The sequence below is a fragment of the Streptomyces sp. XH2 genome, from assembly GCF_049725035.1.
Taxonomy (GTDB): domain Bacteria; phylum Actinomycetota; class Actinomycetes; order Streptomycetales; family Streptomycetaceae; genus Streptomyces; species Streptomyces roseoverticillatus.
Map to the genome: position 1 here is coordinate 18402 of NZ_JBMMMZ010000017.1, position 25737 is coordinate 44138.

Below are 25737 nucleotides of genomic sequence, written 5' to 3' on the forward strand. Positions count from 1 at the left end.
GGCGCAACACCTCGTGAACCCAGGAAAACCAGAAAGAGGGGCACTCTTCGTGCGTACCACCGTCAAGCTCACCGCCGCCGTCGCGGCCGCCGCCGCACTCACCCTCGGCCTGAGCGCGTGCAGCGCTCCGTCCGACACCTCCTCGTCCGGCAGCTCGTCGAAGAAGGGCAAGGACGCCGACCCGGCCGCCAAGCTCGTCGTCGCCGCCAGCCCGACCCCGCACGGCGACATCCTCAACTACGTCCGCGACAACCTCGCGGAGAAGGCCGGTCTGAAGCTGGAGGTGAAGGAGTTCAACGACTACGTGCTCCCCAACACCGCCACGCAGAACGGCGAGGTCGACGCCAACTTCTTCCAGCACAAGCCGTACCTCGACGACTTCAACAAGAAGAACAAGACGGACATCGTCCCCGTCGTCAACGTCGAGATCGAGCCGCTCGGCCTGTACTCCGAAAAGGTAAAGAAGGCCGGCGACCTCGGCAGCGGCGCGACCATCGCCGTGCCCAACGACGCCACCAACGAGGGCCGCGCCCTGAAGCTGCTGGCCGACAACGGCGTCATCGTCCTCAAGGACGGCGTCGGCGCCGCCGCCAAGCTGTCGGACATCAAGGACGACAAGGGCGTGAAGTTCACCGAGCTCGAGGCCGCCCAGATCCCCACGCGCCTCGCCGACGTCGACGCCGCCGTCATCAACGGCAACTTCGCCATCGGCCACAAGCTCAACCCGGCCAAGGACGCCATCGCCCTGGAGAAGGCCGACGGCAACCCCTACGCCAACTTCCTCGCCGTGAAGAAGGGCAACGAGGACGACCCGCGCGTCCAGAAGCTCGCGAAGCTCCTGAACTCCGACGAGGTGAAGAAGTTCATCGAGCAGAAGTTCAGCAACGGCGCCGTCCTGCCCGCCTTCGGCGCGGTGAAGAGCTGACCCCGGTCGCCCCTCGCGTCACCACAACCGCCCCTGTGGCCCCAGGCCCCGCGCACGCGACGACGTGCGCGGGGCCGACGCGCTTGGCGCACGCACGCATCGATGCTGCATGCTGGTGCACCCGAGCCCGGACCGCCCCGTCCCGAGCCCACCTCCCCGGCGTTGGAGCAGCACATGACATCCACCTTCCCGGACATCTCCATCAGTACGGACCGGCTGGTGCTGCGCCCGTTCGAGGCCCAGGACGTGCCCGCGCTCGCGGAGATGATGAGCGACGAGCTCGTCACCGCCTGGACCTCCGTACCGCACCCCTACACCACCGCCCATGCCCGTGACTGGGCCCTGCGCGAGGCCCCCGCCGAGCGCACCTCCGGGCGCGGAATCGTCTTTGCGGTCACCGAGTTCCTCACCCACCGCCTCGTCGGCTGCGTCCACCTCCACCACACCGACTGGCGCGCCCTCTCCGCCGAGGTCGGCTACGTCGTCGCCCCCTGGGCCCGCGGCGAGGGCTACGCCTGCGAATCCGTCCTCGCGGTGGCCGAGTGGCTCTTCAACGACCAGAAGTTCGAGCGCCTGGAGCTGCGCACCGCCGCCGACAACACGGCCTCCCAGCAGGTCGCGCAGAAGACCGGCTGCATCAGCGAGGGGGTGCTGCGCAACGCCTGGATAGGACGCGGCCGCACCGAGGACGGGGGCTGGACCGAGCTCCGCTCCGACCTCATCATCTGGAGCCTCCTCCCCGAGGACCTCGACGAGATGCGCGAGCAGCCCGCCGGCGACCCCGGGTACGCCACGGCCTTCCGCGACTGGTCCTGACGCCCCGGCCGGCCGGGTCCCACCCCCGGCACGGAAAGCGGAGCCGGAAGGTCCGGACCAGCACGGGGTACGCTCACCCTGCCCGCCGACGGGCACCCACCGCAGGCCCGCTCACAAGCCCAGGAGAATGACGACGATGGCCGACCGGGTCACGGTGATCGGGTGGGACGGCTCACCACTCACGGACGCGGCCCGCTCCGCCCTGGCCGCCGCCACCCTCGTGGCCGGCGCCGCCCACCACCTGACGCTCCCCGAAGTGCCCCCCGCCGCCGAACGCATCCGCCTCGGCAGCGTCGACCTCGCCGCCCGCCGCATCGCCGGCCACCGCGGCTCCGCCGTCGTCCTCGCCGACGGCGACCCCGGCTTCTTCGGCGTCGTCCGCACCCTGCGCGCCCCCCAGCACGGGCTGGAGGTCGAGGTCGTGCCCGCCGTCTCCGCCGTCGCCGCCGCCTTCGCCCGCGCCGGCATGCCCTGGGACGACGCCCAGGTCGTCGTCGCCCACAGCCGCGACCTGCGCCGCGCCGTCAACGTCTGCCGCGCCCACCCCAAGGTCGCCGTCCTCACCTCGCCCGGCGCCGGCCCCGCCGAACTCGCCCTCCTCCTCGGCGACGTCCACCGCACGTTCGTCATCTGCGAGGAGCTCGGCACCGAGCGCGAACAGGTCACCGTCCTCACCTCCGACAAGGCCCCCGACCACCACTGGCGCGACCCCAACGTCGTGATCGTCATCGGCGGCAGCGGCAGCGCCGGCCCCGTCGCCGTCCCCGGCTGGGGCGCCACCCGGCCCCGCGCCGGCGGCGGCTGGATCGCCGGCCGCGACCCCGGCTACCCCCCGGCCGTCCGCGGCTGGGCCCTGCCCGCCGACGCCTACGGCAGCGACCTCGGCGAGGGCGAGGCCACCGAGCTGCGCGCCGCCCAACTCGCCCGCCTCGGTCCCCGCGTCGGCGACCTCGTCTGGGACATCGGCTCCGGCTGCGGCGCCGCCGCCGTCGAGGCCGCCCGCTTCGGCGCCGCCGTCATCGCCGTCGACCGCGACCCCGACGCCTGCGCCCGCACCACGGCCGTCGCCCGCCGCTACGGCGTCCAGCTCCAGGTCGTCCACGGCGCGGCCCCCCAGGTCCTGGAGGACCTCCCCGAACCCGACGTCGTCCGCGTCGGCGGCGGGGGCCCCGTCGTCGTCGCGGCCTGCGCCGCCCGCCGCCCCGAGCGCATCGTCGCCCACGCCGCCACCCGCGACGAGGCCGAGGCCGTCGGCCGGGCCCTCGCCGAAGGCGGCTACGGCGTCGAGTGCACCCTGCTCCAGGCCGTGGAGCTCGACACCGCCGCCTGGTCCGAGCGCGAACGCTCCGTCGCCTTCCTGCTGAGCGGACGCCGCACCCACCTGTGACCCCGCCGCGCCGGGCGGAGGGTAGGCTGGCGGATCGTTGTACCGCCCCCTCGGTGTCCGACACCACAGTCGCCAATGTCCCGAACGCGCCCTCCTCTTGGCGGGAGCACGGCAAGGTAGGGGCGGGCGATGCACAACGTGCCGCGAGGCACGGACGCTCGTTCTTGACTATGGGCGTGAGCGGTTGGAAGGAGCACTACCGATGGGCGAGGGGTACGCATGACCGACACCGGCCAGTTCCCGGGCGAGGGACAGCCGGAGAACGCAGGCGCGCTGCCCGGCCACCCGTTCCCCACGGAGGCCGTAGCCCCTGCCGACCCCGGCGCCCCGGCCCCTCCCGCCTTCACGTTCCTCGACCACGGGGACGGTACGGAGGCGGACGGCGCCGACGAGGACGACCTCCTGCTGATGCCGGGCGCCCAGGGCGCCTGGATGGAACAGCCGCCCGTCCAGGGCGGTACGCACGAGACCGGCGGGCGCGACACCGGCTCCGTCGACTACGGCGACGTCCGCACGCCGCCGGCCACCGCCGCGGCCCAGCCGCCCGCCGCCCACGCGGCGCCGCGCCGCCCCCTCCACATGGGCCCGCCCGTTCCGGACCCCACCAGCGGAGTCGTCCGCTCCCTCGCCGACCGCGGCCCCGCCGCACCGGCCCCCGCCCCGGGCTTCCCGCCCGCACCCCCGGTGGCGCCCGCACCGGGCCCCGAATACCTCGACACCACCACCGACGAGACGGGCCTTCAGCAGGCCCCGCGCCTCGGCGAGGTGCCGCAGCAGCAGCCGGGCACGTGGGACGCCCAGCCGCAGCCGCCCGCCGCGACGGCCTTCGTGCCGCCCCAGGCCGCGGGCACGGCCGCCGCCCCGGCGGCGCCGGGCGCCCTCGCCGGTGACGTGCCGTCAGCCGCCCCCGAGCAGCCCGCCGGGCACCCGGTGGCGCCCGAGGTCCCCGCCGCGACGTCGACCGGGCTCTCCGCCATCGACGCGGTGGTCGCCGCGGCGACCGGGCAGGTCCACGTGCCGCCGAGCGTGTCCGGGGTTCCCGCGGACGCGGCGGGGCAGGCCGCCGCTGCGGCCGCGCCCGTGGAGGCGCCTTCCGCCGAGGCCGTGCCGGGTGCTGCCGCTGGTGAGGTTCCGCAGGCCGACGCGCCCGCTGACGCTCCGTCGGCGGAGGCCGTGGCGGCTGCGGCTGATGCCGTGGCCGGTGCTCCGGTTGCCGTCCTGCAGGACGCGCAGCAGCCTGCCGCTCCGCAGACCGCGGCCCCCGTCGTTCCCGCCGAGCCCGAGCCCGTAGGTGACGCTTCCGCGGTGGCCGAGCCGGTTCCGGGAGCGGTCCCGCAGGCGGACCAGCCTGTCGTGGCCGAGGCCGGTACCGATGCCGCCGCGTCGGCTGAGCAGACCGCGGACGTCGATGCCGCTCCGCAGCCGGACCAGCCCGTCGTGGCCGAGGCCGTCGCCCCGGCTGAGCAGGTTGCAGGCGTGGCTGCGGGCGCCGACGAGGCGCAGGCCGCTGTTGCCGCCCCGGCCGCCGCACCGCAGGCCGAGCAGGCCGTAGACGTCGCCGCCACGGCTGACGCTGCGTCGCAGGCTGGACAGCCCGCGGACGCCACCAACGCCGGTTCCCCTGATTCCCCTGACGCAACTCCGCAGGCCGCTCAGGTCGCTGACGCCGTTGCCGACGCTGCACTGCAGGCCGGGCAGCCGGTCGATCCCGCTGCCGCCGCTCCGGAGGCCGCCGCCGGTGCTGAGGACCAGGTCGCGCAGCCCGTCGCAGCCGTCGCCGTTCCGCAGGCCGGGCAGCCTGCGGACCTCGCCATTGCCGTTCCGCAGTCCGCCGAGGCCGTTGCCGAGGCTGCTTCGCAGGCCGCCGACCCCGCTGCCGCTGGGCCGGAGGCCGTCGTCGCGGGTGCTGAGGCCCAGGCCGTGCAGCCCGTCGCAGCCGACGCTGCGCCGCAGGCCGGACAGTCCGCAGACTCCGCCGGTGCCGTTCCGCAGTCCGCCGAGGCCGTAGCTGAGGCTGCTTCGGGGTCCGCCGACCCTGCTGCCGCTGCCCAGGAGGCCGCCGTCGCGGGTGCTGAGGCCCAGGTCGGGCAGTCCGGCGGGGCCGAGTCCGCTCCGCTGGCCGCCGCGGATGCTGAGGCTCAGGCCGTGCAGCCCGGCGCAGCCGATGCCACTGCCGTCGCTGCTCCGCAGGCCGGGCAGTCCGCGGACCCGGCTGGTGCCGTTCCGCAGGTCGTAGAGGCCGTTGCCGAGGCTGCTTCGCAGCCTGTCGACCCCGCTGCCGCTCCGGAGGCTGCTGTCGCGGGTGCTGAGGCGCAGGTCGCGCAGCCCGGCGGGGCCGAGGCCGCTCCGCAGGCCGCCGTCGCGGGTGCCGAGGCGCAAGCCGTGCAGCCCGGCGCGGCCGACGCCGTTTCGCAGGCCGGGCAGCCTGCGGACTCCGCTGTTGCCGCCGCCCCGCAGCTCGTAGAGGCCGTTGCCGAGACTGCTTCGCAGCCCGTTGACCCTGCTGCCGCCACTCCGGAGGCTGCCGTCGCGGGTGTTGAGGCCCAGGTCGAGCAGCTCGGCGGGGCCGAGTCCGATCCGCAGGCCGCCGCCGGTGCTGAGGCTCAGGCCGTTCAGCCCGGCGCAGCCGACGCCGTTGGCGACGCTGCCCCGGAGGCTGGACAGCCCGCGGACCCCGCTGCTGCCGCGGCCGTCACCGCTCCGCAGGCCGGACAGCCCGCGGACCCGGCCGCAGCTGCCCCGCAGACCGCCGTCCCCGTTGCCGAGGCTCAAGCCACCCGGCCCGGCGCAGCCGACCCTGCTGCCGCTGCCCCGGAGACTGCCGTCGCGGATGCCGAAGCCCCGGCCGCACAGCCCGGCGCAGCCGGCCCCGCTGCCGACGCTCCGGAGACCGCCGTCGCCGGTGCCGAAGCCTCGGCCGCACAGCCCGCCGCCGACGTCCCGGCCGAAGCCCACGCCGCACAGCCCGGCGCAGCCGACCCCGCCCCGCAGGGTCCCGCCGACGCCCCGGCAGTCTCTCCGGAGGTCGTCTCCGAGCAGGCCGTCGCCGCCGGCGCACCCGCCGACACCCCGTCCGCCCCGCACGCCCCCGTCGGCGTACCGCAGCCCGAGCAGGCCACCATCTCCGAACCGCAGGCACCCGAGACCGAGGCCGCCGCGCACACTCCGGCGGCCGGCAGTGAGCCCCAGGCGGCGCAGCCCGAGCAGGCCGCGGCCGGCACCGACGCACAGTCCGTCGCCGAAGTCCGCATCCCCGCCCCCCAGCAGGCTCCGGACGAACCGGCCGCCGAGGCCGGGCCCGCCGCGGCAGCCGACCCCGTCGTCGTCCCCGCACCCCGCGCCGCGGAATCCGCGGCGGAACCCGCGCGGCCCGACACCCCCGCCGCCACCGGCTACGGCGACGCCGAGCGCGAGGCCGTGCACCGCGTGATGCGGGAGCGGCGCGACATCCGCAACGGGTTCCGCAAGGACCCCGTCCCGCACGAGGTCCTGCTGCGCGTCCTGGAGGCCGCCCACACCGCCCCCAGCGTCGGGCACTCCCAGCCCTGGGACTTCGTCGTCATCCGCTCCGCGGAGACCCGGCAGGCCATGCACGAACTGGCCCAGCGCCAGCGCGACGCGTACGCGAAGTCGCTGCCGAAGGGCCGGGCCAAGCAGTTCAAGGAAATGAAGATCGAGGCGATCCTCGAGACGCCCGTCAACATCGTCGTCACCGCCGACCCCACCCGCGGCGGCCGCCACACCCTCGGCCGGCACACCCAGCCGCAGATGGCGCCGTACTCCTCCGCGCTCGCGGTCGAGAACCTGTGGCTCGCCGCCCGCGCCGAGGGCCTCGGCGTCGGCTGGGTCAGCTTCTTCGACGAGCGCGAGATGGTCCGCAGCCTCGGCCTGCCCGAGCACCTGGAGGTCGTCGCCTACCTGTGCGTCGGGTACGTCGACGAGTTCCCGGACGAGCCCGAGCTGATGCAGGCCGGCTGGTCCAAGCGCCGCCCACTGTCGTGGGTCGTGCACGAGGAGGAGTACGGGCGCCGCGCCCTGCCCGGCGAGGACCCGCACGACCTGCTCGCCGAGACCCTCCGCGGCATCCGCCCGCTGGACGCGAAGGCGCTCGGCGAGGCCTGGGAGCGGCAGAAGCGGATGACCAAGCCGTCCGGCGCGCTCGGCATGCTGGAGATCATCTCCGCGCAGCTGTGCGGCCTGTCGCGCAAGTGCCCGCCGCCGATCCCCGAGCCCGCCGCCGTCGCGATCTTCGCGGGGGACCACGGAGTGCATGCCCAGGGCGTCACCGCGTGGCCGCAGGAGGTCACCTCCCAGATGGTCGCCAACTTCCTGGGCGGCGGGGCCGTGTGCAACGCCTTCGCCAACCAGGTCGGCGCCGAGGTCTGCGTCGTGGACGTCGGCGTCGCGGGCGAGCTGCCCAGCACCCCCGGCCTCCTGCCGCGCAAGGTCCGGCCCGGTACCGCCGACATCACCGCGGGTCCCGCCATGACCCGCGAAGAGGCGATGCGCGCCCTGGAGGTGGGCATCGAGACCGCCCGCGACCTGGTCGCGGCCGGCAACAAGGCCCTCCTGACCGGCGAGATGGGCATCGCCAACACCACGGTGTCGGCCGCCCTCATCTCCGTCTACACCGGCGCCGACCCGGCCGAGATCACCGGCCGCGGCACCGGCATCAACGACGAGATGCACGCCCGGAAGATCGACGTGGTCCGCCGCGCGCTGGAACTCCACCAGCCGGACCCCAAGGACCCCATCGGCGTCCTGACCGCGATCGGCGGCCTGGAGCACGCGGCCCTCGTCGGCCTGATCCTCGGCGGCGCCTCGCTGCGCACCCCGGTGATCCTGGACGGCGTGAGCGCCGGTGCGGCCGCCCTCGTGGCCCGGGCGATCGCCCCCGAGGCGCTCGCGGCCTGCATCGCCGGCCACCGCAGCGCGGAGCCGGGCCACGTCGCGGCCCTCACCAAGCTCGGCCTGCGGCCCCTCGTCGACCTCGACCTGCGCCTCGGCGAGGGCACCGGCGCGCTGCTGGCCCTGCCGGTCGTGCAGAGCGCCGCCCGGGCGATGCACGAGGTCGCCACGTTCGACACGGCCGGCGTCACCGAGAAGAGCTGACGCCCGGCTGGCACGGAAGGAGCCGGGGTGGAACGCCCGCCCCGGCCCTGACCGGCCCCCTCGGCCCCGTAAGGTGTCCTCACCAGCGCTTTCGCCCACGAGGAGACCCGCACCCCCATGGCCGAGCACAACGAATCCGCCGCCTATCCCGTCGGACTGCGCCTCGCGGGCCGACGCGTCGTCGTCCTCGGCGGCGGCCAGGTCGCCCAGCGCCGCCTCCCCGCGCTGATCGCCGCCGGCGCGGACGTCCTGCTGATCTCCCCGTCCGCCACCCCGTCCGTCGAGGCCATGGCCGACGCCGGAGAGGTGCGCTGGGAGCGCCGCCGCTACGCGGACGGCGACCTCGACGGCGCCTGGTACGCCCTGATCTCCACCGACGACCCCGACGCCAACCGGGCCGCCTCCGCCGAGGCCGAGGCCCGCCGCGTGTGGGCCGTGCGCAGCGACGACGCGGAAGCCGCCACGGCGTGGACGCCCGCCATCGGCCGCAGCGAAGGCATCACCGTCGCCGTCCTCACCGGCCGCGACCCCCGCCGCTCCGCCGCCGTCCGCGACGCCGTCGTGGAGGGCCTGCGCGACGGTTCCCTGACGGCCCCGCACTTCCGCACCCGCCCCGCCGCGGGCCACGTCGCCCTCGTCGGCGGCGGCCCCGGCGACCCCGACCTCATCACCGTGCGCGGCCGCCGCCTCCTCGCCCGGGCGGACGTCGTCATCGCCGACCGCCTCGGCCCGCGCGACCTCCTCGACGAGCTCCCGCCGCACGTCGAGGTCATCGACGCCGCGAAGATCCCGTACGGCCGCGCCATGGCCCAGGAAGCCATCAACAACGCCCTGATCGAGCACGCCCGGGCCGGCAAGGCCGTCGTCCGCCTCAAGGGCGGCGACCCCTACGTCTTCGGCCGCGGCATGGAGGAGGCCCAGGCGCTGGCCGAGCACGGCATCCCGTGCACCGTCGTCCCCGGCATCTCCAGCACCATCAGCGTCCCCGGCGCCGCAGGGATCCCCGTCACCCACCGCGGCGTCGCCCACGAGTTCACCGTCGTCAGCGGCCACGTCGCCCCCGGCGACCCGCGCTCCCTGGTCGACTGGGAGGCCGTCGCCAGGCTCCGCGGCACGCTCGTCCTGCTGATGTCCGTCGAGAACATCGGGGCCATCGCCGAGACCCTCGTCCGCCACGGCCGGCCCGCCACCACCCCCGTCGCCGTCGTGCAGGAGGGCACCACCGCCGCCCAGCGGCGCGTCGACGCAACCCTCGCGACCGTCGGCGAGCGCGTCAGGGCGGAAGGCATACGGCCGCCCGCGGTCATCGTCGTCGGCGACGTCGTGACGGTCGGCACCGGAACCGGCCGCTGAGGCCGCCGGAGCCCACCACCGCACCGCACCGCGACCGAGCACCCGTACCGAGGACCCGAGGACCATGGCCGACATCATCACCATCGACGACCCCGCCGACCCGCGCCTGCACGACTACACCGGCCTGACCGACGTCGAGCTGCGCCGCCGCCGCGAGCCCGCCGAAGGGCTCTTCATCGCCGAGGGCGAGAAGGTCATCCGGCGCGCCCGTCACGCCGGGTACGCGATGCGCTCGATGCTGCTGTCCGCCAAGTGGGTCGACGTGATGCGCGACGTCATCGAGGAGGCGCCCGCCCCCGTCTACGCCGTGAGCCCCGAGCTCGCCGAACGGGTGACGGGCTATCACGTCCACCGCGGGGCGCTCGCCTCCATGCAGCGCAAGCCCCTCCCGTCCGCGGCCGAGCTGCTGCGGACCACGCGCCGCGTCGCCGTCATGGAGGCCGTGAACGACCACACGAACATCGGGGCCATCTTCCGCAGCGCGGCGGCCCTCGGCATGGACGCCGTCCTGCTCTCCCCGGACTGCGCCGACCCCCTCTACCGGCGCTCGGTCAAGGTCTCCATGGGCGCCGTGTTCTCCGTGCCCTACGCGCGCCTGGAGACCTGGCCCCGCGACCTGGAGATCGTGCGCGAGGCGGGCTTCCGGATCCTGGCCCTGACCCCCGACGAGAAGGCCACGTCCCTCGACGCGGCCGCACCGCACCGTCTGGACCGCGTCGCCCTGATGCTCGGCGCGGAGGGCTCCGGCCTGTCCACACGCGCCCTGATGGCGGCCGACGAATGGGTGCGCATCCCCATGGCCCACGGCATCGACTCGCTCAACGTGGGCGCGGCGGCGGCCGTGTCGTTCTACGCGGTGACGGCGGGGCGTCCGCAGGACTGAGTCCCGGACGGCCTGCGCTCCCGGCTCTCCGCGCACCGTTCCGGGGCGCTGCCCGGCCCACCTCGCCCGGTGGGGACCAGCGCGTCGTGGTCCGGCGCCACCGTCCCGCCGCAACGGCGTGTCACCACGACGGCGAGGGTCCGGCGGAAAACCGCGTACACCGGCATCGGCGCGTACCTCCTCGACCCACCGGGCAACCCGGCTCGACGGGCGGTCAGAGCCCCCGCACCGGCAGACCGCCCCCGGCGAGGGCGGAGCCGCCGTCCGGGGCGGCCGGAAGCCCCACGCTGCGGGACACGGAAGGCTCCCGGCGCAACCCGTCGTTGCGCCGGTCCGGCCCCTGGCAGCCCTGGGCCACCGCGATGCCCAGCGCGACCAGCAGCGTCACCACGACGAAGACGGTCACCCGCTGCCGCAGCAGCCGCGGGTCCCGCGCGGGCCGCCGGGCCCCGGAGCCCGTCCGCGCCGCGGGCTGCCCGCCGCGCCGGGCCGCCGCGGCCCCCGCGGCACCTCGGGCGGCCTGCCCGCGCGCGCCGTTCGCGCGACCCGGCCGTGCGGGCGGCCGCCGGCCGGGCTCCGGCCGGGCCTGCGGGGGGTGGTGCGGCGCCGGCGCCTTGACCGTGGGCCGTTCGGTGCGCTGCTCCGCGTACTCCGCGGCGCGCCGGTCGGCCGGCCGGTCGGGCTCACGGCGCGTCAGGGGAAGCCGGCCCTCGGAGAGGCCCTGCGCTTCCCGGGCGGCGATCTCCTTCAGCCGCAGGGACAGCTGCAGCGTGCTCGGCCGCTCCTCGGGATCCTTGGCCAGGCACGCGTGGATCAGCGGCGCCAGGGCGTCCGGCACGGCCATGAGCTGGGGTTCCTCATGGACGACGCGGTAGAGCATGACTTCCGAACTGCCCTGGCCGAAGGGTGAGTCCGCGGTCGAGGCGTAGGCGAGGGTCGCGCCGAGGGCGAAGACGTCCGTGGCGGGGGTCACCGCGGCGCCCCGGACCTGCTCGGGGGCGAGGAAGCCGGGGGAGCCGACCGCGGTGCCCACGTGGGTGAGCGTGCTCGCGCCCGTCGCCCACGCGATGCCGAAGTCGATGATGCGGGGGCCCTTGGGGGACAGCAGGATGTTCGACGGCTTGAGGTCCCGGTGCACCACGCCCGCGTCGTGCACGGCCAGCAGGCCCTCGGCCAACGCCGCCCCGATGGAGGCGGTCTGAGCGGCCGACAGCGGCCCGTCCTCGTTCACCTTGTCGTGCAGGGAGGGCCCCGGCACGTACTGCGTCGCGAACCAGGGGCGGTCCGCGTCCAGGTCGGCGGCCACGAGCCGTGCCGTACAGCCGCCGCGGATCCGCCGGGCCGCCTGGACCTCGCGCGCGAACCGCGAGCGGAACTCCTGGTCCTCGGCCAGGTCCGGCCGGATCACCTTCAGTGCCACGCGCTGCCCGCGCCGGTCGGAGCCGAGGTACACCACGCCCATGCCGCCCGCGCCGAGCCGGCGGTGAAGCCGGAACGAGCCGACGACACGCGGGTCCTCGCGCCGGAGCCGCATCATCGCCATCTTCATCCCCGCTGCCCGGTCCGTCTGACGTGGCACAGCTTACGGATTGACGGGCGGGCGCGCTGATAGGCCGCGCATGCGTCGGCAAGTGGATTGCCCGCGCCCGGTACGGCCGGCCGCCCGCGGGCCCGGGACGGCGGCCGTGCGCCCCGGGTACGGGGGAGCGGGGCCAAGGGCCCGCCGCCACAGGGGGATTGGGGCCGTGCCCGGCCCCGGGCCACCCGTTCCGTACGAGGCGAGAGGGGTCAGTGGGACGGGTGCGGCAAGCGGGGGAGCGGCCGCCCGGGCAGTGAAGATCATTACGCCCGGGAGTGGGCGGGACGTGATCGAAACCACACCGACCAGGGCGGCGGGCGGCGGCCTCCGGGGCTCCCCCTCCGGGAAGTCCCCAAGGGGCGGACCACTCGTCTCCAACCAGGGGAGTAGCCGCCCGGGCCCCGCTCATCCTCCCGGATGCCCGCCAATCGGTACGAGGGCATGACGTCCGCCCGGGGCCGCGCGCCTAGATTGGAGACCGAGCGGCGGGTGCAGCACTCGTCCCCCGAGGTCAGACGCCCGCCGCTCGTGAGACTTCGCAAGGCGGGGGAACGGCAGGGACGGAAGGACGGGGAGCGGAACCATGGCGGAGACGGCGGGACGTACGGTCAGCCGGGCGCGCGGCCACCGCGCCGCCGGCCTGGTCGCGGGCCTCTTCGCGCCACGGCCCGCAGACACCCGGCACCCGCTGGTGGCGGTGGCCATGGTGGTGCCCCTCGCGGCGTTCCTCGCCTTCCTCTTCGGCGGCTGGGACGCCGTCGTCACACAAGCGTCGTCCGTCGCCGGAATGCTGGGGCGCTGAGCGCCCCGGGTCCGGGAGAGCGGCCCGGGCCGGGGACAAGCCGGTGGATCAACCCCGTGGGGACGGGGGTACGGCGGACGGCACGAAGGGCCGGGCACCTGGGGAGGCGCCCGGCCCTTCGTACTGCTCTCATCTCCCGTCCGACTGCTCGCACGCGCTCCGCCTGCGAAAACGGCCGGAGGCCGGAGCCCTTGAGCCCCGGCCTCCGGCCGATCGGTGTGCGCGATACTGGGATTGAACCAGTGACCTCTTCCGTGTCAGGGAAGCGCTCTCCCGCTGAGCTAATCGCGCGGGAGGGTCGGTGAAGACCCCGTGGACGATACTGGGATTGAACCAGTGACCTCTTCCGTGTCAGGGAAGCGCTCTCCCGCTGAGCTAATCGTCCGGGATGCCCTGCGAAGACGCAGGTGCAGCGTGCGCGATACTGGGATTGAACCAGTGACCTCTTCCGTGTCAGGGAAGCGCTCTCCCGCTGAGCTAATCGCGCGGGAAGGTCCGTGAAGACCTGGTGGACGATACTGGGATTGAACCAGTGACCTCTTCCGTGTCAGGGAAGCGCTCTCCCGCTGAGCTAATCGTCCTTGGAGGTGGAGACGGGATTTGAACCCGTGTAGACGGCTTTGCAGGCCGTTGCCTCGCCTCTCGGCCACTCCACCAGGAGTGCGGGGGTTCGGGAAGATCCCCCAACTCGAGCGGACGACGAGACTCGAACTCGCGACATCCACCTTGGCAAGGTGGTGCTCTACCAACTGAGCTACGTCCGCAGTGTCTGCCCGGTTCGCTTCCGCGTCCCGGCGACGTGTTGAACTCTAGCGGATTCCGGCGCCAGCTCAAATTCCGTTTCCGCAGCGTGCTGCCCTGATTGTTCGCCCGGGCCACTCCGGACGGCCCCGCCATAGACTCAATGACGTGCACAGCTTCCCCCCGAGCCTCCCTCCGATGGCCCGCTTCGGCGGCCTCCTCGCCACCGATCTGCGCGATGTCACCCGCGACCCGGCAGCCCTGGAGTCCACGGGCTGGTGGGCGGTGGTCGCGGACTTCGAGGGGCGGCTGACCTGCGCGCGCTTCGGCGACGTACGGCCCGAGCCGCCCCGCCCCGCGGGCTCCGCCCGGTGGCGCGGCCCGGCCCCCGAGGACTGGACCACCTCCCTGGACCGCGCCGCCTACACCGCGGGCGTCCGGCGCATCCGCGAGCACATCGCGGCGGGCGAGGTCTACCAGGCCAACCTCTGCCGCGTCCTCAGCGCGCCCCTGCCCGACCCCGCCGAGGCCGACGTCGACGCGCTGACCGCCCTCCTCGCGCGCGGCAACCCCGCCCCCTACGCGGGCTGCATACGCCTGCCCGCCCACGGCGTCGAGGTCGCCACCGCGTCCCCCGAGCTCTACCTGCGCCGCACCGGCCGCACCGTCGAGTCCGGCCCCATCAAGGGCACCGGCCGCACCGCCGCCGACCTCCTGGAGAAGGACCACGCCGAGAACGTGATGATCGTGGACCTCGTCCGCAACGACCTCGGCCGCGTCTGCGCCACCGGCTCCGTGACCGTCCCCGCACTCTGCGCGGTCGAGCCCCACCCCGGGCTCGTCCACCTCGTCTCCACCGTGCGCGGGCGCATCGCCGACGGCGCCGGGTGGGCCGAGCTGTTCTCGGCCACCTTCCCGCCGGGCTCGGTCACCGGCGCCCCCAAGGAGAGCGCCCTGCAGATCATCCGCGACCTGGAGACCGCCCCCCGCGGCCCCTACTGCGGCGGCATCGGCTGGGTCGACGCCGACCGCGGCACCGGTCAGCTCGCCGTCGGCATCCGCACCTTCTGGATCGACCGCACGACCGCCCCCGGCCCCGTCCTCCGCTTCGGCACCGGCGCCGGCATCACCTGGGGCTCCGACCCCGAGCGCGAGTGGGCCGAGACGGAACTCAAGGCTTCCCGGCTGCTCGCGATAGCGTCGGGCACCCATCAGCCGCTCGGAGGGACGATCCGGTGACGATCTGGCTCAATGGTTCGCTGCACGACACCGACAGCGCGCGCGTCTCCGTCCTCGACCACGGCCTGACCGTCGGCGACGGCGTCTTCGAGACCCTCAAGGCCGTCCAGGGCCGCCCGTTCGCCCTGACCCGGCACCTCGCCAGGCTGACCGCCTCGGCCCGCGCCCTCGGCCTGCCCGAACCCGACCTCGACGAGATCCGCCGCGCCTGCACGGCCGTCCTCGACGCCAACCCCATGCCGCGCGGCCGGCTCCGCATCACCTACACCGGCGGCCTCGCCCCGCTCGGCTCCGAGCGCGGCGCCGCGCGCCCCACCCTCGTCGTCGCCGTCGCCGAGACGCCCCCGCCCGCCGCCACGGCCGCCGTCGTGACCGTGCCCTGGACCCGCAACGAACACGGCGCCCTGGCCGGCATCAAATCCACCTCGTACGGCGAGAACGTCGTCGCCCTCGCCCGCGCCAAGGCGCACGGCGCCACCGAGGCCCTGCTCGCCAATACCGCCGGGGCGCTGTGCGAGGGCACCGCCTCCAACGTCTTCGTCGTCCTCGACGGGGAGCTGCACACCCCGCCCCTCGCCTCCGGCTGCCTCGCCGGCATCACCCGCGCCCTCGTCCTGGAATGGGCCGGCGCCAAGGAGACCGAGCTGCCCTACGACGTCCTGGAGCGCGCCGAGGAGGTCTTCCTGACCTCCACCCTCCGCGACGTCCAGGCCGTCCGCGCCGTCGACGGGCGGCAGCTGCCCGGGGCCCCCGGCCCGGTCACCGCCAAGGCCGCCCGGATCTTCGACGAGCAGTCGACGGCGGACCTCGACCCGTAGGCGCCGGTGGACCGCCCCCGCAAAACCCCGTGACGCCGGGCCGCCGGGGCCGGTACAACACGAGGGTGACCACCACCCTGCGGCCCACCGCACCCGAACAGCGCGGCCCCGGCGGCGCCCGGTCCCGCTCGTACGAGGTCTGCGTCAACAGCAGGCCCGTGGGCGCGGTCGACCTGAGCACCGACCACCGCTTCGGACCGGCCGCCGGGCGCATCGTCCGGCTCGCCATCGACGAGCGCGACCGCCGGCGCGGCCGCGGCACCGTCGCCGCGCTCGCCGCCGAGGAGGTGCTCCGGGGCTGGGGCTGCACCCGCGTCGAGGTGTCCGTCGACGCCGCCGCCGAGGTCGGCCTCGGGCTCGCCGCGGCCCTCGGCTACACCGAACGCAACCGCGGCATGGCCAAAACGCTGACCACCGCCCCCCGGCTGCCCGAGGGCAGCGAGGGACGGCCGATGCGCGACGACGAGTACACCGGCTGGCGGGCGGCGTCCCGCGCCGCGTACATGCAGGACTGGATCGACCGCGGCGTCCCGGCCGAGCAGGCCCGCGCCAAGGCCGAGTCGGACGACGCCACGCTGCTGCCCGACGGCGCCGCGACCGCCGGCACCATGCTGCGCGTCCTCACCCACGAGGACACCGTCGTCGGCACCCTCTGGGTGGCGCTGCGCGACGACGGCCCGGACACCCCGGACGCCTTCGTCTTCGACGTCGAGGTCGTGCCCGCGCACCGGGGCCGCGGCCACGGCAGGTCCCTGATGCTGATGGCAGAGGCCGAGGCCCTCGCGCACGGTGCGCGGACCCTCGGCCTCAACGTCTTCGCCGGCAACACCCCGGCCCTGCGGCTGTACGAGTCGCTGGGCTACGCACCGACGGCGTACCACCTGTACAAGCCGCTGCTGTAGCGCTGCCCGGCGGGCAGGGTGTCTAGCCGAGGAGCCGGTCGGCGATCTCCTCGATCCGCTCGCGCAGCCCGTCCTGGTTCTTGCTGCCGTCCAGCAGCTCGCCGCCGATGACGTACGTGGGCGTGCCCGTCACGCCGATCGCCTTGCCCTCGGCCTGGTCCGCGTCGACGATCAGCATGTGGCGGCCGTCGACGAGGGCGGTGTCGACCTCCTCGGCGTCCAGCCCGAGCTCGCCCGCCACCTCGGTCAGCAGCTGCTCGCCTCGCGTGCCCAGCTCCTCGGCCCGCGCCAGCACGGCCTCCGCGTACGGCCAGGCCCGCCCCTGCTCGGCGGCCTCCTCCGCGGCCTGGGCCGCGGCGTAGGAGTGCTTGTGCTTCTCGAGGGGGAAGTGCCGCAGCCGCAGCTCCAGCCGGTCGCCGTAGCGTGCGCGCAGCGCCCGCAGGTCGTCCAGGGCGGTACGGCAGTCGGGGCACTGGAGCTCGCACCACACGTCGAGGACGGCGGGGGAGGTGTTGGTCTCGCTCATGCGGCCAGTCTTCCAGGCGGCGGGGGCGGCGGCCCTCCGGGTCTCCCCGGCCGCGGTCCCGGCTCCCGGCCGCCGCGGCCTGCCTGGTCCTCAGGGATGACTGCACTCAGGGACGACCCGGAGATCTCCCTGAGCCGGGCGTCCGGCCATGGCCGGTCCGGCGGCGGGCGGTGCACGATGGAAGGGCGAGCCCGGCAGCGAAGAGCAGGAGGAGCCCGATGCTGACCTCGACCATCTGCGCCGCGGTGTCCGCGGCGGGCCTCGGCATCGCCGCGCTGACCGCCTACCGCAAGCGGTTCCTCGCGGCGACCCGGATCGCCGCCTTCTCCCTCGTTCCCATCGGGCTGGTCCTGACCGGGATCGTCGACTGGCTCACCGACGTCGTCTTCAAGCCGAGCGTCTGGGCCGGCTTCGGGATCCTCGCGCTCTCCGCCCTGCTGTTCATGGTGAGCAGAGTGGCCGAGCGGCGCCGCATCGACGGCGGGCGCAAGGAGCGCAGGGCGGCGGAGGCGGGTGCGCGGCGCGATGCCATGGCCCCCGGTGCTTCCGCTCCGTCACTGGGCCCGGGCCGCAGCGCGAGCCGTCCGCAGGGCAAGGCGACGAAATCGGCCGACGGGGAGGACTTCTCCGATATCGAGGCCATTCTGAAGAAGCACGGAATATGACGGGCCGTCGGGCCTGTCCGCCGGGACGCCGCCCCGGCGGGATTTCCGGACGCCCGAATCCGGGCCCGTAGCGCGGTCCGGTGAGTGCAGCACCGCAGTTGTTTTCCGGGTAATGCACCGGGTGCGTACCGGCCCGCCCGCGATTTCCCGTACGCCGGTGGAGACCGCGCAGGGGAAAGCGGCCGGTCCTGCCCGGATTCAGACCTTTGCGCCCGGCCCCTCGGCCTCGGCCTCCGCTCCCCGCCGCCGCGCCCGGTACGCGGCCACGTGCAGCCGGTTCCCGCACGTGCGCCCGTCGCAGTAGCGCCGCGAGCGGTTGCGGGACAGGTCCACGAAGGCGTGTCCGCAGTCCGGCGCGTGGCACCGCCGCAGCCGGTCCCGCTCGCCCGCGACCAGCAGGAACGCCAGCGCCATGGCCCCGTCGGCCGCGAGGTTCTCGGCGACCGAGGCCCCGGGGGCGAAGTAGTGCACGTGCCAGTCGTAGCCGTCGTGGGCGCTCAGCTGCGGCGTCGTCCCGGCCTCGGCCACCAGCTCGTTGATCAGCCGGGCCGCCTCGCCCGTGCTCGCCGCGTCGAAGACCTGCCCGAACCGCTCGCGTATCGACCGCACCGCGGCGACGTCCCGCTCCCGCAGCACGACGCCGGTGATCCCGTGCCGCGCCACGAAGGAGCGCAGCTCCTCCAGGTCCTGCGGGCCCGTGTTGAGGAGGTCGACGACGGAGTCGAGCGCAGCCTTGGTGTCGTGGTTGATCTGCACGTTCGTGGGCTCCCTGGCCAGACGGAGGCGGCAAGTGTTCGACCGCGGCCCACGACCTTACTGGCTGGGCGGCATCCGCGCGGGCCGTAGCGCGACGGCGCCGTCGTTCGCGGACCGCTCCGCGGACGACGGCGCCGTGCCGTGCCCTGTGTGCGAGATGTGGCGCGCAGCCTCCCCGAGTGGGCTGGCGCGCTCCGGGGTCAGCCCCGGCCCGGACTCAGCTCTCCGCCAGGATGTGCGAGAGCTCCGTGTCCAGGTCGAAGTGACGGTGCTCGGTGCCCGGCGGCACCGCGGCGTCCGTCCGCTTGAGGAACGACTCCAGGGCCCGCGCGGGGGCCTCCAGCAGCGCCTCGCCCTCCGGGGAGCTCAGCGCGATGCACACGACGCCCTGACCGTGGCTGCGGGACGGCCAGACACGGACGTCGCCGGTGCCGGTGGGCCGGTGCAGCCCTTCGGCGAGCAGATCGCGGGCGAACACCCATTCGACCGTTTCTTCGGCTCCGGTGTGGAACGTGGCGTGCACGGCATACGGATCGGCCGTGTCGTACCGCAGGCCTGCGGGGACAGGCAGTGAGGATTCGCTCGACACGACGAGGCGCAAGTGCAGCTCGCAGCTGACCGTGGTGTTCATAAGCGCCAGGGCCTTTCGCTCAGTGTGCGCTCGGGGATTCGCACGTCGGCGAAATCGACATGCCACCTACGGTGCCGTTGTAAACCCCTCTGACCGTTTTGAGACTGTTCGGATACCTCGGACGGCGCAGTCGCTCGCGACGGAATACCGCCATTCCGGTGAGTTCCGGAACGGTCCGGTAGGTTGGAGCGCATGGATGCGGAGAGTGACCGGCGGCAGGACGCCGCCGCGGCGGGGGACGGGACGCGGGGCGGGGACGGCGGGGGCGCCGCGCGGCCCGGCCTCGGATCGCGGGCGCCCCGCTTCGTCAAGCGCTCGCGGGCCCTGCACCTGAGCTGGCAGGTCGGCGTCTTCGTCGTCGGCCTGGCCGTCGTCGTCGCCGGCGTCATCATGCTGCCCCTGCCCGGCCCCGGCTGGCTCGTGATCTTCGCGGGCATGGCCATCTGGGCCACGGAGTTCGTCTGGGCCCAGCTCGTGCTGCGCTGGACCAAGCGCAAGGTCACCGAGGCCGCCCAGCGCGCCCTCGACCCCCGGGTCCGGCGGCGGAACATCATCATCACCGTGACGGGACTGGTGATCGCCGGCACCCTCGCCGGGATCTACCTCTGGAAGTTCGGCATGGTCCTGCCGTGGAAGGTGCAGGACTAGGGACCCCACCGGCCGGGCACCCCGCCGACCGGCCCGCCGCCGGTTCAAAGCACCGTCTGACATGCGGTAATGTTTGCGGTGCGCCCGGGCGATTAGCTCAGCGGGAGAGCGCTTCGTTCACACCGAAGAGGTCACTGGTTCGATCCCAGTATCGCCCACACAGGACCGAGGGTCCGCAAGGTTCACCCCTTGCGGACCCTCGGTCGTTCGGTGTCCGCTGGTCCCATGCCCTCACCGGCCCCGGCCCGCTCCCGGTTCCACCGCTACCGCTTCCACGGCTCGTGGGCCCTCGCCGCCCCGCCCGACGCCGTCTACGCCCGCCTCGAAGCCGTCGAGGGCTACCCCCGCTGGTGGCCGCAGATCCGTGAGGTCCGCCGGGAGGGCAGCACCTCCGGCACCGCCCGGATCCGCTCCTTCCTCCCCTTCGACCTGACCGTGGCCGTCCGCTCCACCCGGCACGACCCCGCCGCCCGCGTCCTGGAGATCGCCATGACGGGCGACCTCGAGGGCTGGGCCCGCTGGACCGTCCTCCCGCGGGGCCCGGCGGCCTCCACCGCCCGCTACGAGCAGGACGTCGAGGCCCGCAAGCCCCTCCTCAGGCGCCTCGCCCTGCCCGCCAGACCCCTCTTCTCCGCCAACCACGCCTGGATGATGCGCACCGGCCGGCGCGGCCTGCAGGCCCTGCTGGCCGACCGGCCGGCCGGGGGCGGGGGAGGGATTTGATGGAGGGCCGCCACGACCTGTATTGTTCAGTGCGTTGCCGGGGGAAACCCCGCACGAATCCCGGGCGATTAGCTCAGCGGGAGAGCGCTTCGTTCACACCGAAGAGGTCACTGGTTCGATCCCAGTATCGCCCACACGCAGGCAAGGCCGGTCCGTCAATCGACGGACCGGCCTTGTGCGTTGCCCGCCCGTGCGCTCGTACGCCGTGTCCCCGACGCCCGGGTGCCGCTCACGCCGCGGCCGGCAGCGACGGCCGCAGCGGCCACGCCGGATCGCACGCCTCCTCCGACCCGTTCCGCGCGAACCACGCCTGCAGGCCCCGCGCCTGTGCCGCGTGCCACACCGCCTGCCGGGCGTGCAGCTCCGCCGGGCTCAGCCGCTCCAGCCGCGCCGCGAACCGGCGCCCCACCGCCCGCACCACCTGCAACGACGCCAAGGCGTCCGACGCCGCGTCATGGGCGCCCGTCAGCTCCACCCCGTACTGCGCGCACAGGTCCGTCAGCGTCCGGCGGCCCTTGCGGTAGCGGTCCAGGTGCTTGTCCAGCACCCACGGATCCATCACGCACAGCGGCGCCGCCCCCAGGTAGTCGGCCAGCGACGACGCCCGGTGCCGCCGCAACTCGCGGTCCAGCAGCGTCAGGTCGAACGGCGCGTTCATCACCACCAGCGGTATCGAGCGCGCCGCCTGCCCGGCCAGCGCCCGCGCCACCTCCTCCATGACCGGAGCCGGCCACCGGCCGTTCCGCTGCAGATAGGCGTCGGTCAGCCCGTGTATCGCAACGGCCCCCTCGGGCACCGGGACCCCCGGGTCGACCAGCCAGCGCGTCACGACCGGAGCGGCCTCGGGCGCCGACTGCACCACGAGGGCCGCCGACACGATCCGGTCGTTCTCGACGTCCACCCCGGTGGTCTCGGTGTCGAACGCGGCGAGTGGCCCCTCGAACCAGCACATGTTCACAACTCCTCGCACTTGCCCGGCGAATGGCGTGTTTCACCCTCCCCGGCAGGTGATACCCGGGTGTGGAGTCATGCGAACCGCCGTTGTTTGCACGGGAGTTGCAAAGGAAACAACACAGTTGTACGGATCGAACGCCCGAACAAGCCCGGAAGGATTCGGACATGGCGTTCCCGCGGCCCGAACCGGGCGGGCTGCTGTCTGAGCTTCCCGAGCCCCCCGCCCCGGCCCCCGCGCGGGGCTCGCTCGCCACCACCGCCTGCATGGAGACGCTCCAGATCGGCTATCTCCACGCCGTCGCCGCGGCCGCGGGCTGCTCGCTCGCCCAGCCCTTCCCCGACCACGGCATCGACTGGCACATCAGCCACACCGCCCCCGGCCACGCCGTCGACGACGAGGTCACCATCAAGGTGCAGCTCAAATGCACCTACCAGCTCGGCCCCCGCCCGGCCGTGCAGCCACCGCCGCGCGCCCCCGCGTCCCCCGCCGCCCGGGCCGCCCCCGTGCCCACCTTCGCCTTCACCCTCGACAACGGCCACCTGGCCAAGCTGGCCCGCACCCCCGTCGCCGTCCACCGGATCCTCGTCGTGATGATCGTGCCGAGATCGCGCGACGACTGGCTGCGCGCCGGCCACGACAGCCTCCACCTGAGGCACTGCTGCTACTGGACGAACCTCGCCGGCCACCCCGTGACCGGCAGGCAGAGGACCACCGTGCGGATCCCGGCCACACGCGTCTTCGACGACCGCGCACTCTGCGAGATCATGACGCGGGTCGGGGCGGGAGGGAGACCCTGATGCACCGGCCGACCGAGCAGCCCGGACGCCCGCCCCGGCACGCCCCGCCCGGCGGCCCCCCGCCCGAGACCGTCGACCCCGCCGTCCTCGCCGCCCTCCTCGCCCGCCACGGCTGGCGCCGCAGCGGCGCGGCAGCCGGCACGTACAGCCGCTGGACGCCCCCCGACTCCGGCACGGGAGCCCGCGGCCGCACCCCCCGCACCAGCCTCCTCGTCCCCGAAAGCCGCGCCTACCCCGACAGCACCGACCTCATCGCCGAAGCACTCACCGCCCTCCAGCACAGCGCCGCCCCCTCCGCCCCCGACATCCTCACCGCCCTGCGCACCCCCCTCGACGAGATCCACTGGCAGCGCGACACCCCCGAGCCCGACGCGCCCGCGGCCGCCTGGGCCGCCCAGGAACAGCTGCGCTCCGGCGCCCGCGCGCTCCTCCTCGCCGCGGCCCTGGCCACCCGCGGCCGCGCCGGCTACCACGGCGCCCGCCACCGCCGGCACGCCGAAGCCGCCCTCGACCGCCTCCTCGCCGGCGCCACCGCCGGCGGCCGGGAGCTGACCACCTTCCTCCCCGTGGGCACCGGCGCGGCGCCCGGCCCCGACGACGGCCGGCTGATCACCACCACGCTGCTCCGCGCCCTCTGCGCCGTCCGCGACGCCACCGACCACCAGCGGGCCACCGGCGGCTGCGACGCCTTCGAGACGGCGGTCGAGGCGGGCGTCTGCCAGGAGCTCACCGAGGCGATCGGCAAGCTCGTCCGCGGCTCCGGAGGCATCCGCATCACCCTCCACTGGGCCCCCGCGGCAGGGCCGCCCGACGGCTTCGCGGCCCGCCCCGGCCCCGTCGAGTTCACCCCGGGCGACCTCCCCGTCCTCCGCGAGGCCGGCGCCCGCTACATCCGCGACGAGCCGTCCGTCGCCGTCCACCTCACCGGAGTGGTCCTCCGCATGCGCCGCGAGGCCCAGAGCGGCCCCGGAGCGGTCCGGCTCAGGGTCCTCGCCGGCGCGGAGGTGCCCCAGCTCCGCGCCGTCCTGGACGAGGACGACTACCGCATCGCGGGCCACGCCCACCTCCTCGGCCTGCCCGTCCGCATGAGCGGCCGGCTGGAGAGCAAGGGCGGCTTCCGGCGCCTGGCCGACGCCCGCGACGTCATGCCCGTACGGGTCGAGGACGGGGAGCGGGACCGCCTGCTGAAGTCGCTCCACGAGAACCTCGGCTTCTTCGAGGAGGCGTGCGGCGGCGACTGAGCGCGCGACCGGGCGAGGTCCCGGGACCGCGCCCTCCCGGGACCGCCCGGTAAACCGTTTCGCGACCAGGCTGCCGCTCTCGGTACGATTCAGGCGCGCAGTGACCGCTGCGGCGACCCATACGTCAGGAGAGACCGGTGTCAGACGTCCGTGTGATCATCCAACGCGATTCCGAGCGGGAAGAGCGCGTGGTGACGACGGGCACTACGGCCGCCGAGCTCTTCGCCGGTGAGCGCACCGTCGTCGCCGCGCGCGTCGGGGGCGAGCTCAAGGACCTCGCGTACGCCGTCGCCGACGGCGAGGAGATCGAGCCCGTCGAGATCTCCTCCAAGGACGGCCTCGACATCCTGCGCCACTCGACCGCGCACGTCATGGCCCAGGCCGTGCAGGAGCTCTTCCCCGAGGCCAAGCTGGGCATCGGCCCGCCGGTCAAGGACGGCTTCTACTACGACTTCGACGTCGAGAAGCCGTTCACTCCCGATGACCTCAAGGCCATCGAGAAGAAGATGCAGGAGATCCAGAAGCGCGGGCAGAAGTTCTCCCGCCGCGTGGTCACCGACGAGGAGGCCCGCGACGAGCTCGCGGCCGAGCCGTACAAGCTGGAGCTGATCGGCCTCAAGGGCTCCGCCTCGCACGACGACGGCGCGGACGTCGAGGTCGGCGCGGGCGAGCTGACGATCTACGACAACGTGGACCCGAAGACCGGCGACCTGTGCTGGAAGGACCTCTGCCGGGGTCCGCACCTGCCCACTACGCGAGTGATCCCGGCGTTCAAGCTCATGCGCAACGCCGCCGCGTACTGGCGCGGCAGCGAGAAGAACCCGATGCTCCAGCGCATCTACGGCACCGCGTGGCCGTCGAAGGACGAGCTGAAGGCGCACCTCGACTTCCTGGCCGAGGCCGAGAAGCGCGACCACCGCCGCCTCGGCAGCGAGCTGGACCTCTTCTCCATCCCGGAGCAGATCGGCTCGGGCCTCGCCGTCTTCCACCCCAAGGGCGGCATCATCCGCCGGGTCATGGAGGACTACTCGCGGCGGCGCCACGAGGAAGAGGGGTACGAGTTCGTCTACACCCCCCACGCCACCAAGGGGAAGCTCTTCGAGACCTCGGGCCACCTGGACTGGTACGCCGACGGCATGTACCCGCCCATGCAGCTCGACGAGGGCGTGGACTACTACCTCAAGCCCATGAACTGCCCGATGCACAACCTGATCTTCGACGCCCGGGGACGCTCGTACCGCGAGCTGCCGCTGCGCCTGTTCGAGTTCGGGACCGTGTACCGATACGAGAAGTCTGGCGTCGTGCACGGTCTCACCCGTGCCCGCGGCTTCACGCAGGACGACGCGCACATCTACTGCACCCGCGAGCAGATGGCGGAGGAGCTGGACCGCACCCTCACCTTCGTCCTGGACCTGCTGCGCGACTACGGCCTGAACGACTTCTACCTGGAGCTCTCCACCAAGGACCCGGAGAAGTTCGTCGGCTCGGACGAGGCCTGGGAAGAGGCCACCGAGACGCTGCGCAAGGTGGCCGAGAAGCAGGGCCTGGAGCTCGTCGCCGACCCGGGTGGCGCGGCGTTCTACGGCCCGAAGATCTCGGTCCAGGCCAAGGACGCGATCGGCCGCACCTGGCAGATGTCGACCATCCAGCTGGACTTCAACCTGCCGGAGCGTTTCGACCTGCAGTACACCTCGGCGGACGGCTCGCGCCAGCAGCCGGTCATGATCCACCGCGCGCTGTTCGGTTCGATCGAGCGCTTCTTCGCGGTGCTCCTGGAGCACTACGCGGGAGCCTTCCCGGCGTGGCTGGCCCCGGTCCAGGCGGTCGGCATCCCGATCGGCGACGCCCACGTCGAGTACCTGCAGGGCTTCGCCGCCGAGGCGAAGAAGAAGGGCCTGCGGGTCGAGGTGGACGCCTCTTCGGACCGCATGCAGAAGAAGATCAGGAACCACCAGAAGCTCAAGGTGCCGTTCATGATCATCGTCGGTGACGAGGACATGGCCGCGGGCACGGTGTCCTTCCGCTACCGCGACGGCTCGCAGGAGAACGGCATCCCGCGCGAGCAGGCGATCGCCAAGCTCGTCGACGTGGTGGAGCGCCGCGTCCAGGTGTGACGCGTTCCCTGCCGGAGGGGGGGGCCCGCAGGGGCGCCCCCCGCGGGGTGGCCCGCCCCCCCGGCGGGGGGGGCGGGGCCGCGGGCGCGGGGGCCCCCCCACGCCCCCCCCCCCTCTCTGCGTC

The 25737-nt window shown here is 74.2% G+C and carries 21 protein-coding genes and 8 tRNA genes; 18 read left to right on the forward strand and 11 right to left on the reverse strand.

The window, feature by feature from the left end; genetic code table 11:
• The first annotated feature begins 49 nt into the window (after window positions 1-49).
• The 6 genes from ACOTKD_RS31515 to ACOTKD_RS31540 all read left to right on the forward strand — a co-directional run bounded on the left by ACOTKD_RS31515 (window position 50) and on the right by ACOTKD_RS31540 (window position 10476).
• On the forward strand, window positions 50-925 hold the full coding sequence (locus ACOTKD_RS31515; RefSeq protein WP_424892429.1) for a MetQ/NlpA family ABC transporter substrate-binding protein: 876 nt from the start codon (window positions 50-52) through the stop codon (window positions 923-925).
• 174 nt (window positions 926-1099) lie between these two features.
• A complete protein-coding gene (locus ACOTKD_RS31520) occupies window positions 1100-1741 on the forward strand; it encodes a GNAT family N-acetyltransferase (RefSeq protein ID WP_424892430.1) in 642 nt (213 codons plus the stop codon).
• Window positions 1742-1877: 136 nt separating this feature from the next.
• On the forward strand, window positions 1878-3128 hold the full coding sequence (cbiE, locus tag ACOTKD_RS31525; RefSeq protein WP_424892431.1) for a precorrin-6y C5,15-methyltransferase (decarboxylating) subunit CbiE: 1251 nt from the start codon (window positions 1878-1880) through the stop codon (window positions 3126-3128).
• Between the two features lie 219 nt (window positions 3129-3347).
• The gene (gene cobT / locus ACOTKD_RS31530; protein WP_424892432.1) at window positions 3348-8240 is read left to right on the forward strand and encodes a nicotinate-nucleotide--dimethylbenzimidazole phosphoribosyltransferase; all 4893 of its coding nucleotides are present in this window, start codon (window positions 3348-3350) and stop codon (window positions 8238-8240) included.
• A 117-nt stretch (window positions 8241-8357) separates the two neighbouring features.
• Window positions 8358-9593, forward strand: coding sequence for a uroporphyrinogen-III C-methyltransferase (gene cobA, locus ACOTKD_RS31535; RefSeq protein ID WP_424892433.1), 1236 nt, complete (start codon window positions 8358-8360; stop codon window positions 9591-9593).
• A 64-nt stretch (window positions 9594-9657) separates the two neighbouring features.
• Window positions 9658-10476: a TrmH family RNA methyltransferase gene (locus ACOTKD_RS31540; protein ID WP_424892434.1), complete on the forward strand. Its 819-nt coding sequence runs from the start codon at window positions 9658-9660 to the stop codon at window positions 10474-10476.
• Window positions 10477-10690: 214 nt separating this feature from the next.
• On the opposite strand, the gene ACOTKD_RS31545 is transcribed toward ACOTKD_RS31540, so the two are convergent.
• Window positions 10691-12019 (reverse strand): protein kinase domain-containing protein, encoded by a 1329-nt coding sequence (locus ACOTKD_RS31545; RefSeq protein WP_424892598.1) that lies wholly within the window; start codon window positions 12017-12019, stop codon window positions 10691-10693.
• A gap of 619 nt (window positions 12020-12638) precedes the next feature.
• On the opposite strand from ACOTKD_RS31545, the gene ACOTKD_RS31550 reads away from it, so the two are divergent.
• Complete coding sequence (locus ACOTKD_RS31550) at window positions 12639-12857, forward strand: hypothetical protein (protein WP_424892435.1); 219 nt, start codon at window positions 12639-12641, stop codon at window positions 12855-12857.
• Window positions 12858-13076: 219 nt separating this feature from the next.
• On the opposite strand, the gene ACOTKD_RS31555 is transcribed toward ACOTKD_RS31550, so the two are convergent.
• The 6 genes from ACOTKD_RS31555 to ACOTKD_RS31580 all read right to left on the reverse strand — a co-directional run bounded on the left by ACOTKD_RS31555 (window position 13077) and on the right by ACOTKD_RS31580 (window position 13621).
• Window positions 13077-13148 (reverse strand) — tRNA-Val (locus tag ACOTKD_RS31555).
• Between the two features lie 22 nt (window positions 13149-13170).
• A tRNA-Val gene (locus ACOTKD_RS31560) sits at window positions 13171-13242 on the reverse strand.
• A gap of 30 nt (window positions 13243-13272) precedes the next feature.
• Window positions 13273-13344: transfer RNA gene (locus ACOTKD_RS31565), tRNA-Val, on the reverse strand.
• 19 nt (window positions 13345-13363) lie between these two features.
• Window positions 13364-13438 (reverse strand) — tRNA-Val (locus ACOTKD_RS31570).
• A 1-nt stretch (window position 13439) separates the two neighbouring features.
• A tRNA-Cys gene (locus ACOTKD_RS31575) sits at window positions 13440-13513 on the reverse strand.
• 35 nt (window positions 13514-13548) lie between these two features.
• A tRNA-Gly gene (locus ACOTKD_RS31580) sits at window positions 13549-13621 on the reverse strand.
• Between the two features lie 175 nt (window positions 13622-13796).
• On the opposite strand from ACOTKD_RS31580, the gene ACOTKD_RS31585 reads away from it, so the two are divergent.
• From ACOTKD_RS31585 to ACOTKD_RS31595, 3 genes are all read left to right on the forward strand, one after another.
• Entirely contained in the window at window positions 13797-14837 is a 1041-nt protein-coding gene (locus tag ACOTKD_RS31585) for a chorismate-binding protein (RefSeq protein WP_424892599.1), read from the forward strand.
• Entirely contained in the window at window positions 14834-15655 is an 822-nt protein-coding gene (locus ACOTKD_RS31590; RefSeq protein ID WP_424892436.1) for an aminotransferase class IV, read from the forward strand. The genes ACOTKD_RS31585 and ACOTKD_RS31590 overlap by 4 nt, the downstream gene beginning before the upstream one ends.
• Window positions 15656-15720: 65 nt before the next feature.
• Window positions 15721-16557, forward strand: coding sequence for a GNAT family N-acetyltransferase (locus ACOTKD_RS31595; RefSeq protein WP_424892437.1), 837 nt, complete (start codon window positions 15721-15723; stop codon window positions 16555-16557).
• 22 nt (window positions 16558-16579) lie between these two features.
• Here ACOTKD_RS31595 and ACOTKD_RS31600 read toward each other — a convergent pair whose 3' ends face one another.
• Window positions 16580-17083: a DsbA family protein gene (locus ACOTKD_RS31600; RefSeq protein WP_424892438.1), complete on the reverse strand. Its 504-nt coding sequence runs from the start codon at window positions 17081-17083 to the stop codon at window positions 16580-16582.
• A gap of 218 nt (window positions 17084-17301) precedes the next feature.
• Between ACOTKD_RS31600 and ACOTKD_RS31605 the strand changes: the two genes are divergently transcribed.
• Window positions 17302-17748: a hypothetical protein gene (locus ACOTKD_RS31605; protein ID WP_424892439.1), complete on the forward strand. Its 447-nt coding sequence runs from the start codon at window positions 17302-17304 to the stop codon at window positions 17746-17748.
• Window positions 17749-17946: 198 nt separating this feature from the next.
• Here the strand turns inward: ACOTKD_RS31605 and ACOTKD_RS31610 are convergent, their stop codons facing one another.
• On the reverse strand, window positions 17947-18504 hold the full coding sequence (locus ACOTKD_RS31610) for a CGNR zinc finger domain-containing protein (protein ID WP_424892440.1): 558 nt from the start codon (window positions 18502-18504) through the stop codon (window positions 17947-17949).
• Window positions 18505-18721: 217 nt separating this feature from the next.
• Window positions 18722-19135 carry an SsgA family sporulation/cell division regulator gene (locus ACOTKD_RS31615; RefSeq protein WP_003959770.1) on the reverse strand — a complete coding sequence of 138 codons (414 nt, stop codon included), beginning with the start codon at window positions 19133-19135 and terminating at the stop codon, window positions 18722-18724.
• A gap of 192 nt (window positions 19136-19327) precedes the next feature.
• On the opposite strand from ACOTKD_RS31615, the gene ACOTKD_RS31620 reads away from it, so the two are divergent.
• From ACOTKD_RS31620 to ACOTKD_RS31635, 4 genes are all read left to right on the forward strand, one after another.
• Window positions 19328-19783, forward strand: coding sequence for a TIGR02611 family protein (locus ACOTKD_RS31620; protein WP_424892441.1), 456 nt, complete (start codon window positions 19328-19330; stop codon window positions 19781-19783).
• Window positions 19784-19869: 86 nt separating this feature from the next.
• Window positions 19870-19941: transfer RNA gene (locus ACOTKD_RS31625), tRNA-Val, on the forward strand.
• Window positions 19942-20008: 67 nt separating this feature from the next.
• Entirely contained in the window at window positions 20009-20506 is a 498-nt protein-coding gene (locus ACOTKD_RS31630; protein WP_424892442.1) for an SRPBCC family protein, read from the forward strand.
• Window positions 20507-20568: 62 nt separating this feature from the next.
• A tRNA-Val gene (locus ACOTKD_RS31635) sits at window positions 20569-20640 on the forward strand.
• A 95-nt stretch (window positions 20641-20735) separates the two neighbouring features.
• Here the strand turns inward: ACOTKD_RS31635 and ACOTKD_RS31640 are convergent.
• On the reverse strand, window positions 20736-21458 hold the full coding sequence (locus tag ACOTKD_RS31640) for a 3'-5' exonuclease (protein WP_424892443.1): 723 nt from the start codon (window positions 21456-21458) through the stop codon (window positions 20736-20738).
• A gap of 167 nt (window positions 21459-21625) precedes the next feature.
• Between ACOTKD_RS31640 and ACOTKD_RS31645 the strand changes: the two genes are divergently transcribed.
• From ACOTKD_RS31645 to thrS, 3 genes are all read left to right on the forward strand, one after another.
• Window positions 21626-22258: a DUF4365 domain-containing protein gene (locus ACOTKD_RS31645; RefSeq protein WP_424892444.1), complete on the forward strand. Its 633-nt coding sequence runs from the start codon at window positions 21626-21628 to the stop codon at window positions 22256-22258.
• Window positions 22258-23499 (forward strand): hypothetical protein, encoded by a 1242-nt coding sequence (locus tag ACOTKD_RS31650; RefSeq protein WP_424892445.1) that lies wholly within the window; start codon window positions 22258-22260, stop codon window positions 23497-23499. Before ACOTKD_RS31645 ends, ACOTKD_RS31650 begins: the two co-directional genes overlap by 1 nt.
• A gap of 137 nt (window positions 23500-23636) precedes the next feature.
• Window positions 23637-25613 carry a threonine--tRNA ligase gene (thrS, locus tag ACOTKD_RS31655; protein WP_424892446.1) on the forward strand — a complete coding sequence of 659 codons (1977 nt, stop codon included), beginning with the start codon at window positions 23637-23639 and terminating at the stop codon, window positions 25611-25613.
• The last annotated feature ends 124 nt before the right edge of the window (window positions 25614-25737 follow it).